General features: G+C 72.8%; 12 protein-coding genes. 8 read left to right on the top strand and 4 right to left on the bottom strand.

The features are described 5' to 3' along the window. Window positions 1-220: 220 nt before the first annotated feature. Complete coding sequence (locus tag KBZ10_RS12055; RefSeq protein ID WP_282107815.1) at window positions 221-1,081, bottom strand: PaaX family transcriptional regulator C-terminal domain-containing protein; 861 nt, start codon at window positions 1,079-1,081, stop codon at window positions 221-223. A 193-nt stretch (window positions 1,082-1,274) separates the two neighbouring features. On the opposite strand from KBZ10_RS12055, the gene KBZ10_RS12050 reads away from it, so the two are divergent. The 5 genes from KBZ10_RS12050 to KBZ10_RS12030 are packed head-to-tail and all read left to right on the top strand — an operon-like array spanning window position 1,275 to window position 5,920. Beyond that, entirely contained in the window at window positions 1,275-2,465 is a 1,191-nt protein-coding gene (locus tag KBZ10_RS12050; RefSeq protein WP_210987559.1) for an ABC transporter substrate-binding protein, read from the top strand. Next, window positions 2,462-3,244: an ABC transporter ATP-binding protein gene (locus tag KBZ10_RS12045; RefSeq protein ID WP_210987558.1), complete on the top strand. Its 783-nt coding sequence runs from the start codon at window positions 2,462-2,464 to the stop codon at window positions 3,242-3,244. Before KBZ10_RS12050 ends, KBZ10_RS12045 begins: the two co-directional genes overlap by 4 nt. Next, complete coding sequence (locus KBZ10_RS12040) at window positions 3,241-4,032, top strand: ABC transporter ATP-binding protein (protein WP_210987557.1); 792 nt, start codon at window positions 3,241-3,243, stop codon at window positions 4,030-4,032. The genes KBZ10_RS12045 and KBZ10_RS12040 overlap by 4 nt, the downstream gene beginning before the upstream one ends. After that, window positions 4,029-4,889: a branched-chain amino acid ABC transporter permease gene (locus tag KBZ10_RS12035; RefSeq protein ID WP_210987556.1), complete on the top strand. Its 861-nt coding sequence runs from the start codon at window positions 4,029-4,031 to the stop codon at window positions 4,887-4,889. The genes KBZ10_RS12040 and KBZ10_RS12035 overlap by 4 nt, the downstream gene beginning before the upstream one ends. Further along, the gene (locus tag KBZ10_RS12030; RefSeq protein ID WP_210987555.1) at window positions 4,886-5,920 is read left to right on the top strand and encodes a branched-chain amino acid ABC transporter permease; all 1,035 of its coding nucleotides are present in this window, start codon (window positions 4,886-4,888) and stop codon (window positions 5,918-5,920) included. Before KBZ10_RS12035 ends, KBZ10_RS12030 begins: the two co-directional genes overlap by 4 nt. 17 nt (window positions 5,921-5,937) lie before the next feature. On the opposite strand, the gene KBZ10_RS12025 is transcribed toward KBZ10_RS12030, so the two are convergent. The 3 genes from KBZ10_RS12025 to KBZ10_RS12015 are packed head-to-tail and all read right to left on the bottom strand — an operon-like array spanning window position 5,938 to window position 9,651. Beyond that, window positions 5,938-8,247 carry an ABC transporter permease gene (locus tag KBZ10_RS12025; protein ID WP_210987554.1) on the bottom strand — a complete coding sequence of 770 codons (2,310 nt, stop codon included), beginning with the start codon at window positions 8,245-8,247 and terminating at the stop codon, window positions 5,938-5,940. Window positions 8,248-8,251: 4 nt separating this feature from the next. After that, window positions 8,252-9,148 (bottom strand): ABC transporter ATP-binding protein, encoded by an 897-nt coding sequence (locus KBZ10_RS12020; protein WP_210987553.1) that lies wholly within the window; start codon window positions 9,146-9,148, stop codon window positions 8,252-8,254. Continuing rightward, window positions 9,145-9,651: a PadR family transcriptional regulator gene (locus KBZ10_RS12015; protein ID WP_210987552.1), complete on the bottom strand. Its 507-nt coding sequence runs from the start codon at window positions 9,649-9,651 to the stop codon at window positions 9,145-9,147. Before KBZ10_RS12015 ends, KBZ10_RS12020 begins: the two co-directional genes overlap by 4 nt. Window positions 9,652-9,824: 173 nt before the next feature. On the opposite strand from KBZ10_RS12015, the gene KBZ10_RS12010 reads away from it, so the two are divergent. The 3 genes from KBZ10_RS12010 (at window position 9,825) to KBZ10_RS12000 (ending at window position 14,364) form a co-directional block, all read left to right on the top strand. After that, window positions 9,825-11,102 carry an ABC transporter substrate-binding protein gene (locus KBZ10_RS12010; protein ID WP_210987551.1) on the top strand — a complete coding sequence of 426 codons (1,278 nt, stop codon included), beginning with the start codon at window positions 9,825-9,827 and terminating at the stop codon, window positions 11,100-11,102. Window positions 11,103-11,347: 245 nt separating this feature from the next. After that, window positions 11,348-13,000, top strand: a complete 1,653-nt coding sequence (locus tag KBZ10_RS12005; RefSeq protein ID WP_247702214.1) for a glycoside hydrolase family 13 protein — start codon at window positions 11,348-11,350, stop codon at window positions 12,998-13,000. After that, entirely contained in the window at window positions 12,997-14,364 is a 1,368-nt protein-coding gene (locus KBZ10_RS12000) for an ABC transporter substrate-binding protein (protein WP_210987549.1), read from the top strand. The genes KBZ10_RS12005 and KBZ10_RS12000 overlap by 4 nt, the downstream gene beginning before the upstream one ends. Window positions 14,365-14,376 lie beyond the last annotated feature (12 nt).

Here is a 14,376-nt window from a genome sequence, read left to right as displayed (position 1 = left end):
CGGATGCCTCCTCACCGCGCCGGTCAGTGTGCAGGACGCCGTTGCCCGTGTCGAGATGCGGGGCAGCGCGGAGCGTGACGTGTTCCCGGGCCCGAGGCGGCACCGCCACCGGCCGTTCGGCTGCCCGCCGGGCTGCGCGTCGCGGACACGCGGGAGGCGGCAGGGGCGCCGCCGGGGCTGCTCGGGGCCGCCGCGTCGGGAGACCGCCGCGTGGGTTCCATCAGACCGTCGTCTCGTCGGGCACGGTGTCGAGCATGCGGTCCGCCATCTCCCGCGCCGGGCCCGAGACCCTGGCGTGGACGTGCCGGAACACCTGCTGGGCGGGGCCCGCGGGCCAGTCCACGGGCAGGTGCCGCACGGGCAGCCGCGGATCGGTCCTGATGATCCCGAGCCACTGGGTCTCGAGCCGGAGCTGGAGCGCGAGATGGTCTTCGGGCTCGCCCCGGGAGGGCGGGCTGGCCAGATGTGCCCATGCATCGTGGAAGGCGCGGTACCGGCCGGCCAGTTCCTCCAGGTTGTAGGCGTCTTTGATCATTCCTTCGATGTTCATGCCGGGATCGGCCCGTGCGCGGAAGACCTTGATGTGCGCCTCCAGCCCCAGCCCCGTGACGATCTCCTGGACGTCCACCTCGCCGGGGGCGATCCACAGCCCGCCGAGCACCGGCCCGAAGCCTGCCCAGGTCAGCTTCGACCGCAGGTCGTGGCGCTGACGCTGCCAGGACTCGGGGAGCGAGAAGCCGAGGATCGTCCAGGTGCCGTCCCAGCTCCTGTTGACCGCACCCATCTTCCAGATGCGTTCCTTCCCGTCCTCGAGGATCTCCCGGGAACGCGGGGTGAGGCCGAAATACATCCGGCGGCCCCTCCGCTGGCGTCGGAGCAGCTGGCGGTTGGCCATGCGTGTGAGGGTCGAGCGGGTTGCCTGTTCGGAAACGCCCTGGCGGGCGAAGACGTCGATGATGCTGCCCGAGAAGACGCAGATGTCCCGCCCGAGGACGCACCTCCCGAGGAAGCCGAACATCAGCGACTGCGGGCGAAGGGACGGCCCGTACCCGGTACCGGGCGGCCATGGCGTGCCGTTCAAGGTGATGCCTCCGAGGGGTTCCCGAGCCGGGGCGCGTTCGGCGGACCGGCGGGAACAATATTGTGCATCTAGTTGACGGCGGTCAAACGTGCGCCTAGTTTCGCCCCCACGGCGCCGAGAGGTGCGCACAAAGCGCCCCGGAAGCGCATCAAACCCCCGTGATCAGCCCCCGCGACCAACCCCAGGAGATTCCGTGCGTCCCCTCGTGCCCATTGCCGCCCTGGTTCTGTCCGTGAGCCTGACCGCCACGGCCTGCGGGTCCTCCTCCGCCTCCTCCGAGGACGACGGTCCGATCAAGCTCGGCCTCATCGCCTCCCTCACCGGCAACTACCAGCCGCTCGGCACCGACAACAAGAAGTCGGTCGAGCTGGCGGTCGAGCAGATCAACGCCGATGGCGGGATCCTCGGTCGCACGGTCGAACTGCAGGTCAAGGACGACAAGAGCCAGCCCGACCAGTCGGTGCTCGCCTTCAACGACATGAAGGACGACGTGACCGCCGTCATCGGCTCGCCGTTCTCCAACTCCGCGCTCGCCACCATCCCGGTCGTGGACCGGGCGAAGGTCCCCTATCTGTCCCTGACGCCGGCGGACGAGCAGGTGGACCCGATCCACCCGTACGTCTTCCTGGCCCCGGCCACCTCCCACACCTACGCCGAGCGGCTGCTCCAGTACTACAAGGCCACGGGCGTCAAGAAGATCGCAGTCGCCTACGACACCAAGAGCTCCTACGCGGTCGCCGGCTACAAGGGAACGAAGGAACTCGCCGCCGAGTACGGCGTCGAGGTGGTGGCCACGGAGACCTTCCACACCACCGCCACGGACTTCAGCTCCATGTTCACCCACGTCAAGGGCACGGACGCGCAGGCCCTCCTCGTCTGGGCCACCGGCGCCCCCGGCGTCATCATCACCAAGCAGTACGCGGCCTCCGGCCTCGACGTCCCGCTCACCCTCACCGGCGCCCAGGCCAGCAAGCTGTGGGCAGGCCCCGCCGGCAAGGCGGCCGAGGGCGTCACCGTCGCCAGCTCGGTCGGCGTCGTCGCCGACAAGCTCCCCGAGAGCAAGCTGACCAAGACCGCCGTCGACTTCGCCGAGGCGTTCAAGAAGAAGTACGGGGAGAACCCACCGCAGTTCGCCCAGGACGGATACAGCGCGGTGCAGCTGCTGGTCGCGGCCATCGAGAAGGCCGGCAGCACCGACCACGGGAAGATCCGCGACGCCCTCGAGGGCATGACCCTCACCACCCCCAACGGCATTTACCGCTACAGCGCGAAGGACCACTCCGGCCTCACCGCCGACTACATCTCCGTCAACACCGTCGAGGACGGCGCCTTCGTGCCCACCGAGTGGGCCGAGGACGAGATCGCGAAGGGCGCCGAGAAGTGACGGAGCCCGGCCCCGGTCCGCTTCTCCACGCCACCGGACTCGCCCGTTCCTTCGGCGGGGTGTACGCCGTGCGCGACGTCGATCTCCGGGTCGCGCACGGCGAGGTCCGCGCGGTGATCGGCCCCAACGGCGCGGGGAAGTCGACTCTGTTCAACCTGGTGAGCGGCCAGCTCCCCGCCCAGCGTGGCCAGATCACGCTGGGCGGGCGGCGCATCGACCAGCTCTCCCCGCACCGCCGCGCGCACCTCGGGGTGTCCATCGTCTTCCAGGGCGCCAGGGTGTTCCACGGGATGTCCGTCCTGGAGAACGTGATGGTGGGCGCCCACTCCACCGGCCGTGCCGGATTCCTCGCGGGATCGCTCAGGCTGCCACGCCACCGCGCCGAGGAGCGCGCCATCCGGGCCCGTGCCGAGGAGGCGATCGAACGGGTGGGGCTCACGGCGTGGGCCCACCGCCCGGCGCAGACCCTCCCGCTGGGACAGCAGCGTGTCCTCCAGGTCGCCCGCGCCCTGTGCGGTGATCCGCGGCTGCTCCTCCTGGACGAACCGGCTTCCGGGCTGCGCGCGGCGGAACGCGAACGTCTCGCCGTGCTGATCGAGCACCTGCGCGCCGAAGGTCTGACGATGATCCTCGTGGAGCACGACGTCGCCTTCGTCACCCGCCTCGCCGACCGGGTCACCGTCCTCGATCTCGGCGAGGTGATCGCCGAGGGGACCACCGGCGAGATACGCACCGACCCGCGGGTGGTCGCCGCCTACCTCGGGAAGGAAGCCGCATGACCCAGCAGACGGGGCGCGGTGCGGCCACTCGGTCCGCACCGGCCGGAGACCGCCGGAACGACCGCGACGTCGTCGAGGTCGACGACCTGGTCGTCCGGTACGGGGCCGCGACGGCTCTGGACCGGGTCAGCCTCCGGGTCGCCCCGGGCGAGGCCGTCGCGCTGGTGGGGCCCAACGGCGCGGGGAAGTCGACCCTGGTCAACACCCTCACCGGCCTGCTCGCCCCGGCGGAGGGAAGCGTCGTGGTGCGCGCCCCGATCGCCCAGGTGCCCGAAGGCCGCCAGATGTTCGCCGGCCTCAGCGTCGACGACAACCTCCGGCTCGGCGCGTGGCGGCTGCGCGACCGCCACAAGAGGGACACCTCCTGGGTGTACGAACTGCTGCCCGAACTGGTACGGGTGCGCCGCCAGAGCGCCGGGAGCCTGTCCGGCGGCCAGCAGCAGATGGTCGCGGTCGGGCGGGCCCTGATGAGCCGTCCGCAGGTGCTCGTGGTCGACGAACTGTCGCTCGGCCTCGCCCCGCTGGTCGTCGCCGGCCTCGCCGGCCATCTGACCGAGCTCAACCGGGAGCAGGGCATCGCCGTGCTGCTCATCGAGCAGAACGCCCGGCTCGCCCTCGAACTGTGCACGCGCGGCTACGTGATGGAGGCGGGACGCATCGCGCTGGAAGGGACCAGCGCCGAACTGGCCGCGAACCCCGCCGTGGCCCAGGCATACCTGGGCGGTCACGCCGGCCCCCCGGACACCGCCGAGGCCACCGACACCCCCGACGCCGGAGGCACGCCGTGAACGACTTCCTCGTCTACCTCGTCACCGGCCTCGGTGCCGGATGCGGATTCGCGCTGGTCGGCAGCGGGATCGTCGTCATCCACCGGGTGACCCGGGTGGTGAACTTCGCGCAGGGGGCCTTCGCCGTCATCGCGGGACTCACCGTCTCCTCCCTGCTCGGCGCCGGACTGCCGCACTTCGCGAGTGAGGCACTGGCCGTCGTCGTCGCCGCGGTCGCGGGCCTGCTCGTGGGACTCCTCGCCACCGGCCGCCGGGACACGAGCCCGCAGTCCGCGCTGATCGTCACGCTCGGTGCCGGCGTCCTCATGTACGCCGTGGAAATCATGATCTGGGGTGACCAGACCAGGTCCTCCGCGGGGGTGCCCGGTGCCGTGCATCTCCTCGGGGCCCGGATACAGAGCCACTACCTGCTGATCATCGGGGTCACCGCGGTCGTGTTCGCCGCGGTCGCCCTCTTCTTCAGCCGTACGGACCTGGGCAAGGCACTGACCGCCTGCTCCGCCAACCCGTACGCGGCGCGCGTCGTCGGCATCGATACCCGGCGCATGGGCCTCGTGGCCTTCGCGTGCGGAGGTGCGCTCGGCGGTCTGGCCGGGGTACTCCTCACCCCGATGCAGTCGGTCAGTTTCGACTCCGATGTCGTGCTCATCGTCAACGGGTTCGCCGCGGCCGTCCTCGGCGGTCTGGCCCGGATCGGACTCAGCCTCGCCGGCGGCCTGCTCCTCGGCGTCGCCCAGGCCCTGGTGGCCGGCTACGGCAACGCCGCCTACCAGCTGGAAGTCGCCCTCGTCCTGATGCTCGCGCTGATGATCGCGCAGGGCGCCCGCACCCGAAGCGTCGTACAGGAGACAGCGTGATACAGGATCGAATCCGAACCCGGACCGAGGAGTCCGTGGACTCCACGGCAGCCGTCCGGAAGCCGGCACCCCCGCTCGCACACCTCCCGGCGGCGCCGGCGGCCCTGGTCTCCCTGGCCCTGCCGCCGGCACTCGACGACAGCCAGATGTCCGTCTACGTCCTGCTCTGCCTCGCCGGCACGGTGGTGGTCGGACTGTCCCTTCTCATGGGGTACGCCGGGCAGGTCTCCCTCGGCCAGGCCTCCTTCTACGCCGTGGGTGCCTACACCGCGGGTCTGCTGTCCGTCCACGGTGTGCCGCCGCTGCTCGCGCTGGCCGCGGCTCCGTGTGCGGCGGGCCTGTTCGCCGTGATCGTCGGTGTGCCCCTGCTCCGCCTGCGCGGCCACCATCTGGCGTTCGCCACGCTCGCCCTCCAGCTGATCACGGTGTCCCTGGTGGGCGAGGCTGAGTGGGCGGGCGGAGCCATCGGCCTGCAGGGCATCCCCGACATGTCGCTGTTCGGATTCACGCTGACCGAGGACATCCACTACGCCTATGTGGCGTGGGCGGCGCTCGCCGTGACCGTGGTGCTGGCCCGGAACATCGTCAACTCCCGCAGCGGGCGCGGTCTGCGCGCGCTGGCCACCAGCGAGACCGCGGCGAGCGCGAGCGGTGTCCCCGTCGGCCGGTACAAGCTGACCGTCTTCGCCCAGGCCGCCGCCTTCGCCGGCCTGGCCGGCGGCATCTACGCCTTCTACCTCGGCTATGTCGCCCCGGGATCCTTTCCGGTGCTGCTCTCCATCACGTACGTGGTGATGGTGGTCGTCGGCGGGCTGGGCACCGTATGGGGCGCCGTTGCCGGGGCCGTGGTGATCACCCTCCTCGTCCAGCTCCTCAACGCGCTCGGCACCTCCCCGGGCATGCCCGATTCCGCGCCCACGGTGCTGTCCTACGCGGTCTACGCGATCCTGCTGATCGCCGCCGTGCTGTACGCGCCCCGCGGGCTCGTGCCCACCCTCCAGGACGCATGGCGGCGCAGGCGGCAGTCCTGAGAAGGCCCCCCGGCGTCTCAGAGCGTGTCGCTCAGCGAGTCCGCCAGGCGGCGGCGTACGGCGCGGGCGGCGGGCGGGACCGAGACGGCGATCGCACCGGCCACCACGGCGAGGCCCGTCAGCGCCAGCGCGGCGGGTGACGGCGGCCGGGCGATGCCCGCGCCGATACCCGAGGCGGCGCCCTGGAGGTCGATCAGCCAGCCGGCGGCCAGGGTCCCGAGGAGGGTGCCGGCGGCGGTGGCGGCCAGGGCGGTGAAGCCGGTGCCCGCCACGATCACCGCCACGATCTGACGAGGCGTCAGCCCGATGGCCTTGAGCGCCAGCAGGTCGCGGCGGCGGTCCCGCACACCCGCGGCGATGGTCGTCGACAGCTCGGCGAGGGCGATGAGCGCCAGTACGGCGACCAGCCCCACGATCACGCCGCGCACGGACGACAGCCGGTCCGCCGGATTGGCCGTCTCCCGCACGTCGAGCCCGCCGTCCGCCTCCCGGGACAGCCGGGCGCCGAGCGCCGCCGGATCCGCGCCGTCCGCCGGTACCAGCCGGTAGAAGCCCGGGCCGTCCGCGACACCGCCCTCCCGCAGGGTGTCGAGGGAGGCGGAGACGATCCGCCCGCCGTCCTCCGGCTCGATGCTGCGGCCGACCAGGTGGAGCACCTGCGGACGGCCGCCGACGGTCATGCGGATCCAGTCGCCGACCTCCACGTGCAGCAGGTCGAGCAGCCCCTGCCCGGCCACGGCCTCGTCCGGCCCCCGCGGCGCCCGGCCCTCCGCGACGGAGAACGGGTACGGCTGGGCGGCCGTGCCCAGCCCGCGCAAGGTGATCGTGCCGGTCTGGCCCGGTACGAGCGCCTCGGCCTCCGCCCCGGGAACCACCGAGGCCACCCCGTCCTCGGCGGCCAGCCGGCGCTGCAGCTCCCCGTCGTCCATCCCGTCCCCCCGCACGACGAGGGAAGCCGCCAGGCCGACCTCGTCCGGACGGCTCCCGAACCGGTCGAGGGTGCTCCACGCGCTCAGCGCCACGGTGATCAGCAGCAGGGGAACGGCCAGCCGGCCGACGGCGGCCGCCGACCGCCCCGGCCGCTGGAACGCGCCGCGCCAGCCCAGCACCAGAGCCGGCGGCAGCCGCAGGCCGAGGGCGCGCCGGGCCGTGCCCGACATCCGGCGGCTCGCCGGGACCGCCGCGCGCGCCACCGGTACGGGCGGGACCCGCCCGGCCCGCCAGGCCGCGGACGCCGTCGTGGCGGCGATCAGCAGCACCGCGCCCGCCGCCGTCACCAGGGTGACCCAGGTGTGCTCGGGGAGTTCCCGCCACAGCCGCATGGCCTCCCCGGCCCGGCCCGGCAGACGCGGGCCGAGCAGCTCCGTGAGAAGGGCCCCGGCGGCCACCCCGGCCACCGCCAGGGCGAGGTGCTCGGCCAGGAACATCCGGACGAGCTGGGCCGGGGTGAAACCGATGGCCTTGGCGACGGAGATGTCCCGCAGATGGCCGTGGACCCGGGTGCCGACGGCGCCCGCGACCGCCAGGGCCGCGGACAGCAGCGCCCCGATCCCGAACGCGCCCAGCAGCAGCCCGAGGAGCCGGTCGCCGCCGACGGCCTCGGCCCGTGCCTGCTTCCAGGTGGACACCTCGGCGATCTGGTCGGCGCCGAGCGCGGTGACGGCCTGCTGGACGGCGAAGTCGGTGTCCTCCGGGTCGTCCAGCCGCAGGCCCACCGCGAGGCCGCGGCCGTCCTCCTCCGGCGCGAGACGCTCCAGCACCTCCGGGAGCACCCAGCCGGTGCCGGGGTTCTCGCCCGGGGCGTACTGCGGCTCCGCGCTGTCGGCGACGCCCACCACCCGCAGCCGGCGGACGGTCCCGTCCGGGCCGCGGACCCGCAGCGCGTCCCCCGGCTCGGCCCACAGGGCGCGGGCCACCGAGCTCTCCAGGACGACACCGTCCGGGCTGCCGGGGCCGAGCCACCGCCCGGAGGCGAGCAGGGGACGGCCGACCGCAGGCGGCCGGACCCCCGCGGCACGCAGCCGGACCGCGGCCCGGTCGCCCCCCAGCTCGGCGGTGACGCCCGCCGTGGGGAACGGCCCCGACGCGGCCCGTACACCGTCGAGCCCGGCCAGCGTCCCCGCGTCTGCCGTCACCCTGGTGTGGATCCACACGTGCGCGCCGGACGACTGGGTGAAGACCCGCTGCCAGGGACTGGCGGCGTAGGTGAGGAAGGCCCCCGCGAGCAGCAGCGAGGCGATGATCCCGGCCGTCGCCAGCACCAGGAACAGCGCTTCCCCGCGGTGCGTCCGCAGATCGGCGCGTATCCAGCGCACCGTGGCCCGCATCCGTTCAGCCCTTCAGTTCGAGCACGCCGGACACCCCGCCGGTGCGCGCGGCGCCGCCGCCGAGCACCGCGTCGTCCGCGATCCGCCCGTCGAAGAGGCTGATGACCCGGTCCGCGGCGCTCGCCATCCGGGCGTCGTGGGTGACGAGCACGATCGTCTGGCCGCGCGCATGGAAACGGGAGAGCAGCCGCAGCACCTCGCGGGTGCCCTTGCTGTCGAGGCTGCCGGCGGGTTCGTCGGCGAGGAGCACGTCCGGGTGGTTGACCAGGGCCCGGGCGAGGGCCACGCGCTGCTGCTCGCCGCCGGACAGCTCGCCGGGCGTGCTGTTCTCCTTGCCCTCCAGACCGAGGTCGGCGAGGAGCTCGGCGCGGCTCTCCCGGGCCCGGCGGGGGGAGCGGCCCGCGAGCAGCGCCGGCAGCTCGACGTTGTCGGCCACCGTCAGATGGGAGACGAGGTTGAAGAACTGGAAGACGATGCCGATGCCGCGGCGGCGGAGCACCGCCCAGCGGGCCTCGCTGCAGCCGTCCACCCGGCGGCCGTCGAGCCAGATGCGCCCCTCGTCCGGCCGGTCGAGGCCGCCCAGGAGGTGGAGCAGTGTGGACTTCCCCGCGCCGGAGGGGCCGGTGACCGCCAGGAACTCGCCCCGCGCCACGCTCAGGTCGACGCCGCGGACGGCCCGGACCGGAGCGCCGTCGGAGCGGTGGGTCTTGACCAGGCCCTCCGCGCGCAGGATGGGACCGCCGCTGCCGCCCCCGGGCGCCGTACCGCCCCCGGGCGCCGTACCGCCCCCGGGGGTCTCGCCGGTGCGGGGCGGCTCCGCGGCGGCGTGCGCGCCCGGCCGGTCGGCGGGGTCCGTCCCGCCGGGCCCGGCGGCAGCCGTGCCGTGGGTCTCGCGGCTCATTCCAGCTCCTCCTGACAACGCTCCAACCAGTCGAGATCCGCCTGCAGATGCAGCATCGCGCCCTCGATGAGCAGCTGGGCCACGCGGTTGTCCCGGTCCTCGGCCGCGGCCAGCTTCGACAGATCGCGCATGGCGTTGAGGTAGTGGCGCCGCTGCTTGTTGATCAGGGCGATCTGGTCGGCCACCCCCGAGTCGGGGGCCAGGGCGAGCTTCATGAAGAACTCGTCCCGCACCCGGGGCTCGGCGGTCGGCTCCTCGAACCAGGCGGCCACCGCCTCCCGCCCCGCGGGCGTGAGCCGGTAGATGCGCTTGTTCGGCCGTGCCGTCTGGGCGACGTCCTCGCCCTCGATCAGTCCCGCCTTCTCCAGCCTGCCGAGGGTGACGTAGATCTGCCCGATGTTCGGCTGAGGGTACGCGGCGCCCAGAAGCTTCTCAAGAGCCTGCTTGAGCTCGTATCCGTGAGCGGGCCCCTTCGCCAGGAGTGCCAGGAGGGGCAGACGCACGGACCCCCGCCTCCTTCCCCGGCCGTTACCTGCTCGTTAGGGGGCCGGCTCCGGCTGTGAGCCCGATCGCCCCAGCACATTGTCGCGACCCCTAGTATCCCGTATGCCCAACGGGTATACAGGGGCGTTGGACGCCGGGCGGGCCGCCGGCGCCGAGTGCCAAGGAGGAACCTATGCGGTGGACGCGGGCCGCGGGTAGGGGGCTCCTCGCCGCCGCGGTGATCTTCGCCGGTTACGCGGGCCCGCAGGCCGGGGCCGGGGAGCAGGCCGCCGGCTCCGGCGGCCGCGGCCCGCTGACGCTGGTGACGGGCGGCGATCTCACCGGTTATCTGCGGGGCGTTCTGGCGGACTGGAACCGCGCGCACCCGCGCGAGAAGGTCACCCTCGTCGAACTCCCCGAGGCGGCCGACGAGGTGCGGGCCCAGATGTCGACGAGCCTGCGCTCCGGCAGCGACCGCTACGACGTCCTCAACATCGACGTCGCCTGGACCTCCGAGTTCGCCGCGGCCGGCTGGATCGCCCCGCTGAACGCCGACCGCTTCCCCGTCAAGCGCTTCCTGCCCCCCGTGGTCGACACCGCCACTTTCGGCGGGCGGCTGCACGCGCTGCCGTACGTGACCAACGCCGGCCTGCTCTACTACCGCAAGGACGTCCTGGAGAAGGCCGGTGAGAAGCCGCCGCGCACCTGGGACGAACTGGAGCGGCTGGCCCGCACGGTCGCCCCCGCGTACGGCTTGGACGGCTATGCCGGGCAGTTCCTGCCGTACGAGGGGCTCACGGTGAACGCCGCCGAGGCCGTGCAGTCCGCCGGCGGCTCGATCCTCGCGGGCGAGGGGACCCGCGTCACGGTCGGCTCCCCCGAGGCCCGGAAGGCCCTGAAGTTCCTGGCGGACGGGGTGCGGGAGGGATGGATCCCCGGGGAGGCCCTCACCTACAAGGAGGAGGAGTCCCGGCGGTCGTTCCAGGAGGGCCGGCTGCTCTTCCTCCGCAACTGGCCGTACGTCCACGCGCTGGCCGGCGGGAAGTCGTCGAAGGTGGCGGGCCGGTTCGGCGTGGTGCCGCTGCCCGGGCCGGACGGGCCCGCCGCGGGGATCCTCGGCGGCTCGAACCTCGCCGTCAACGCCCGCTCCCGCCACCAGGAGTCGGCCGCGGACCTGCTGGCCTATCTGACCAGTGAGACGGTCCAGCGGCGGGTGCTCACCGAGGGCGCGCTGCCGCCGGTGTGGGCGGAGCTGTACGAGGACCCGGCGCTGGTGCGGCGGTTCCCGTATCTGCCGACGCTCCGCGAGAGCGTGCTGGCCGCGAAGCCGCGGCCGAAGAGCCCGCGCTACGAGCAGGTGAACCTGGCGATCCAGGCCGTGGTGCACGACGTGATGGCGCAGCGGGAGACGCCCGAGTCCGGGGTGGCGCGTCTGGAGCGGGAGCTCCGGGCGATCGTCCGCAAGGGCTGACGGCCCGCACCGCGCCGTTCCCGGGTCGCTCTCCGGGAGGACGCTCCACGCTCCTACTTACCTGTTAGGTAAAAGCCTGTGCGGACATCTGCCGCGTGGGCCAACAAAACCCCCATCGCTTGGCGCTTTGTGCTGCACACTCGTTGACACCTGTTCGTCATGCCTACATAACATGCATGCATAGCAGCGGCGCCGGAACAGCGCGGCCGCAGCACCACCGAGCGACCAAGCGAACGGGTACAGCCATGCTCACCACGACGCCGACCACCACCGCGCACTGGTGGCGGGATGCCGTGATCTACCAGATCTACGTCCGCAGCTTCCTCGACAGCACCGGGGACGGCATCGGGGACCTCGCCGGCGTCCGCGCCGGGCTGCCGTACCTCAAGAAGCTCGGCGTGGACGGCATCTGGCTCAGCCCGTTCTACCCCTCGCCGCACCACGACCACGGCTACGACGTGGCGGACTACTGCGGCGTCGACGAGACCTTCGGGGACCTTGCCGAGTTCGACCGCCTCGTCGGCGACGCCCACCGGCTCGGCCTCAAGATCGTCATCGACATCGTCCCCAACCACTGCTCCAGCGAGCACCCCTGGTTCCGCGCCGCCCTCGCGGACGCCCCCGGCGGCCCCGACCGCGCCCGCTTCCACTTCGCCGACGGGCGCGGCGAGCACGGCGAACTGCCGCCCAACAACTGGCGCGCCATGTTCGGCGGCCCCGCCTGGTCCCGCGTCACCGAACCCGACGGCCGCCCCGGCCAGTGGTACCTCCACCTCTTCACCCCCGAGCAGCCCGACCTCAACTGGCGCAACCCGCAGGTCGGCCGCTCCTTCGAGGAGATCCTCCGCTTCTGGCTCGACCGCGGCGTCGACGGCTTCCGCATCGACGTCGCCGCCGGCCTCTTCAAACACCCCGAACTCCCCGACTCCCCGGACCCGGAGGCCGACGAACGCGCCCGCGACTCCGTCAACCCCCTCGCCTGGAACCAGCCCGAGGTCCACCAGGTGTGGCGCGACTGGCGCGCGGTCTGCGAGGAATACACCGCCCGGGACGGACTCGACCGGCTCCTCGTCGGCGAGGTGTCCGTGCCCACGGCCCGCGAACACGCCCGCTACGTACGCCCCGACGAACTGCACCAGGCGTTCTTCTTCGACCTGCTCAGCGCCGACTGGGACGTCGACGCCTTCCGGAAGACCATCGGCGAGGCCCTCACCGACATCGCCGGCACCGGCTCCACCGTCACCTGGGTCCTCAACAACCACGACCAGGTGCGCACCGTCACCCGCTACGCCGGCGAGAACACCACCGTCGGCCCGGCCCGCGCCCGCGCCGCCGCCCTGCTGATGCTCGCCCTGCCCGGCGCCGCCTACGTCTACCAGGGCGAGGAACTCGGCCTCCCCGAGGTCGTCGACCTGCCCGACGACGTCCTCACCGACCCCATCTTCCGCCGCACCGGCAGCCGCCTCCGTGTCCGCGACGGCTGCCGGGTACCGCTGCCCTGGTCCGGCCACGCCTCCCCGTTCGGCTTCACCGCGGGCGAGGGCGCGGCCAGCCCCTGGCTGCCGCAGCCCGCATGGTTCGCGGAACACGCCACCGACCGGGCCCTCGCCGACACCCGCTCCTTCTGGCACCTCTACCGCGACGGACTCCAGCTCCGCCGCACCCTGCCCCAACTGCGCCGGGGCGGCCTGCACTGGCTGGAGACCCCGCCGCAGGTCCTCGCGTTCGTCCGCGGCGACGGCCTGGTGTGCGCGGTCAACTTCGGCCTCGACCCCGTACCGGCTCCCGTCCCCGGGACCCCGCTGCTCGCCAGCGGGGACTGCCCCGCCGGCATCCTCCCCGGCTCGACCACCGCCTGGTGGATCAGCGACCTCTCCACGAAGGGAACCACCCCGTGAACCACACCACGCGCCTCACCACGCGCCACACCACGAGACGCCGGCGCACGGCGGCGGCCGGCACGGCGGCGCTCTGCCTCGCCCTCACCGCCACCGCCTGCGGCGGCGGCACCTCCGCGGACTCCGGCTCCGGCTCCGGCTCCCAGAAGCTCAAGGGACAGACGGTCACGGTCGCCGGCGTGTGGACCGGCACCGAGCAGAAGAACTTCCAGAAGGTGCTGGACGCCTTCTCCGAGAAGACCGGCGCCGAGACCCGCTTCGTCCCCACCGGCGACAGCCTCTCCACCTTCATCGGCACGAAGATCGAGGGCGGCAACGCCCCCGACGTGGTGATGGTCCCCCAGCCCGGCGTGCTCCAGCAGTTCGCCGACAAGGGCTGGCTGCGGAAGCTGTCCGCCAGGACCTACCAGAAGGCCGGCATCCACTTCGCCCCGGTGTGGCGGGACTACGGCACCGTCAACGGCACCTACTACGGCCTGTACTTCAAGGCGTCCAACAAGTCCACGGTCTGGTACAGCCCCGACGCCTTCGCCCAGGCCGGTGTCGAACCGCCCGAGAGCTACGACCAGCTGCTGGAGACGGGCAAGACCCTCTCCGAATCCGGCATGCCCGCCTTCTCCGTGGCCGGCCAGGACGGCTGGACGCTCACCGACTGGTTCGAGAACGTCTACCTCTCCCAGGCCGGACCCGGGAACTACGACAAGCTCGCCGCCCACGAGATCCCCTGGACCCACCCCAGCGTCGTCAAGGCCCTGACCACGCTCGGCGAACTGTTCCAGGACAAGAACCTCGTCGCCGGCGGCAGCGCGGGCGCCCTGCGCACCGACTTCCCCGAGTCCGTCGAGCAGGTCTTCGGCAACGAGCCCGAGGCGGGCATGGTCTACGAGGGCGACTTCGTCGGCGGCATCGTCGCCGGCGACCACAAGAAGAAGGTCGGCGAGGACGCGAAGTTCTTCCCCTTCCCGGCCGTCGGCGGCGGCAAGCCGCCGGTCGTCGGCGGCGGTGACGCGGCCGCCGTGCTCAAGGCCGGCAAGAACCAGGAGGCCGCCCAGCAGCTCGTGGAGTTCCTCGCCACCCCCGAGGCCGCCGGCATCTGGGCGGCGGAGGGCGGCTTCATCTCCCCCAATGAGTCCCTGAAGCCCGAGGCGTACCGCGACGAGACGACCCGCGAGATCGCCGCCTCCCTCGTCGAAGCCGGTGACACGGTGCGCTTCGACATGTCCGACCAGGCACCGGCCGCCTTCGGCGGCACCGCCGGCGTCGGCGAGTGGAAGCTGCTCCAGGACTTCCTGCGCGACCCCTCCGACCCGAAGGCGACGGCGGCGAAGCTCGAAGCCGCCGCGGCCAAGGCCTACCAGGACTGAGGACTGAGACCC

The organism is Streptomyces sp. F63 (assembly GCF_018070345.1).
GTDB lineage: Bacteria > Actinomycetota > Actinomycetes > Streptomycetales > Streptomycetaceae > Streptomyces.
Note: the sequence above shows the minus strand (reverse complement) of the source record. Positions and strands in the feature narration are given on the sequence as shown.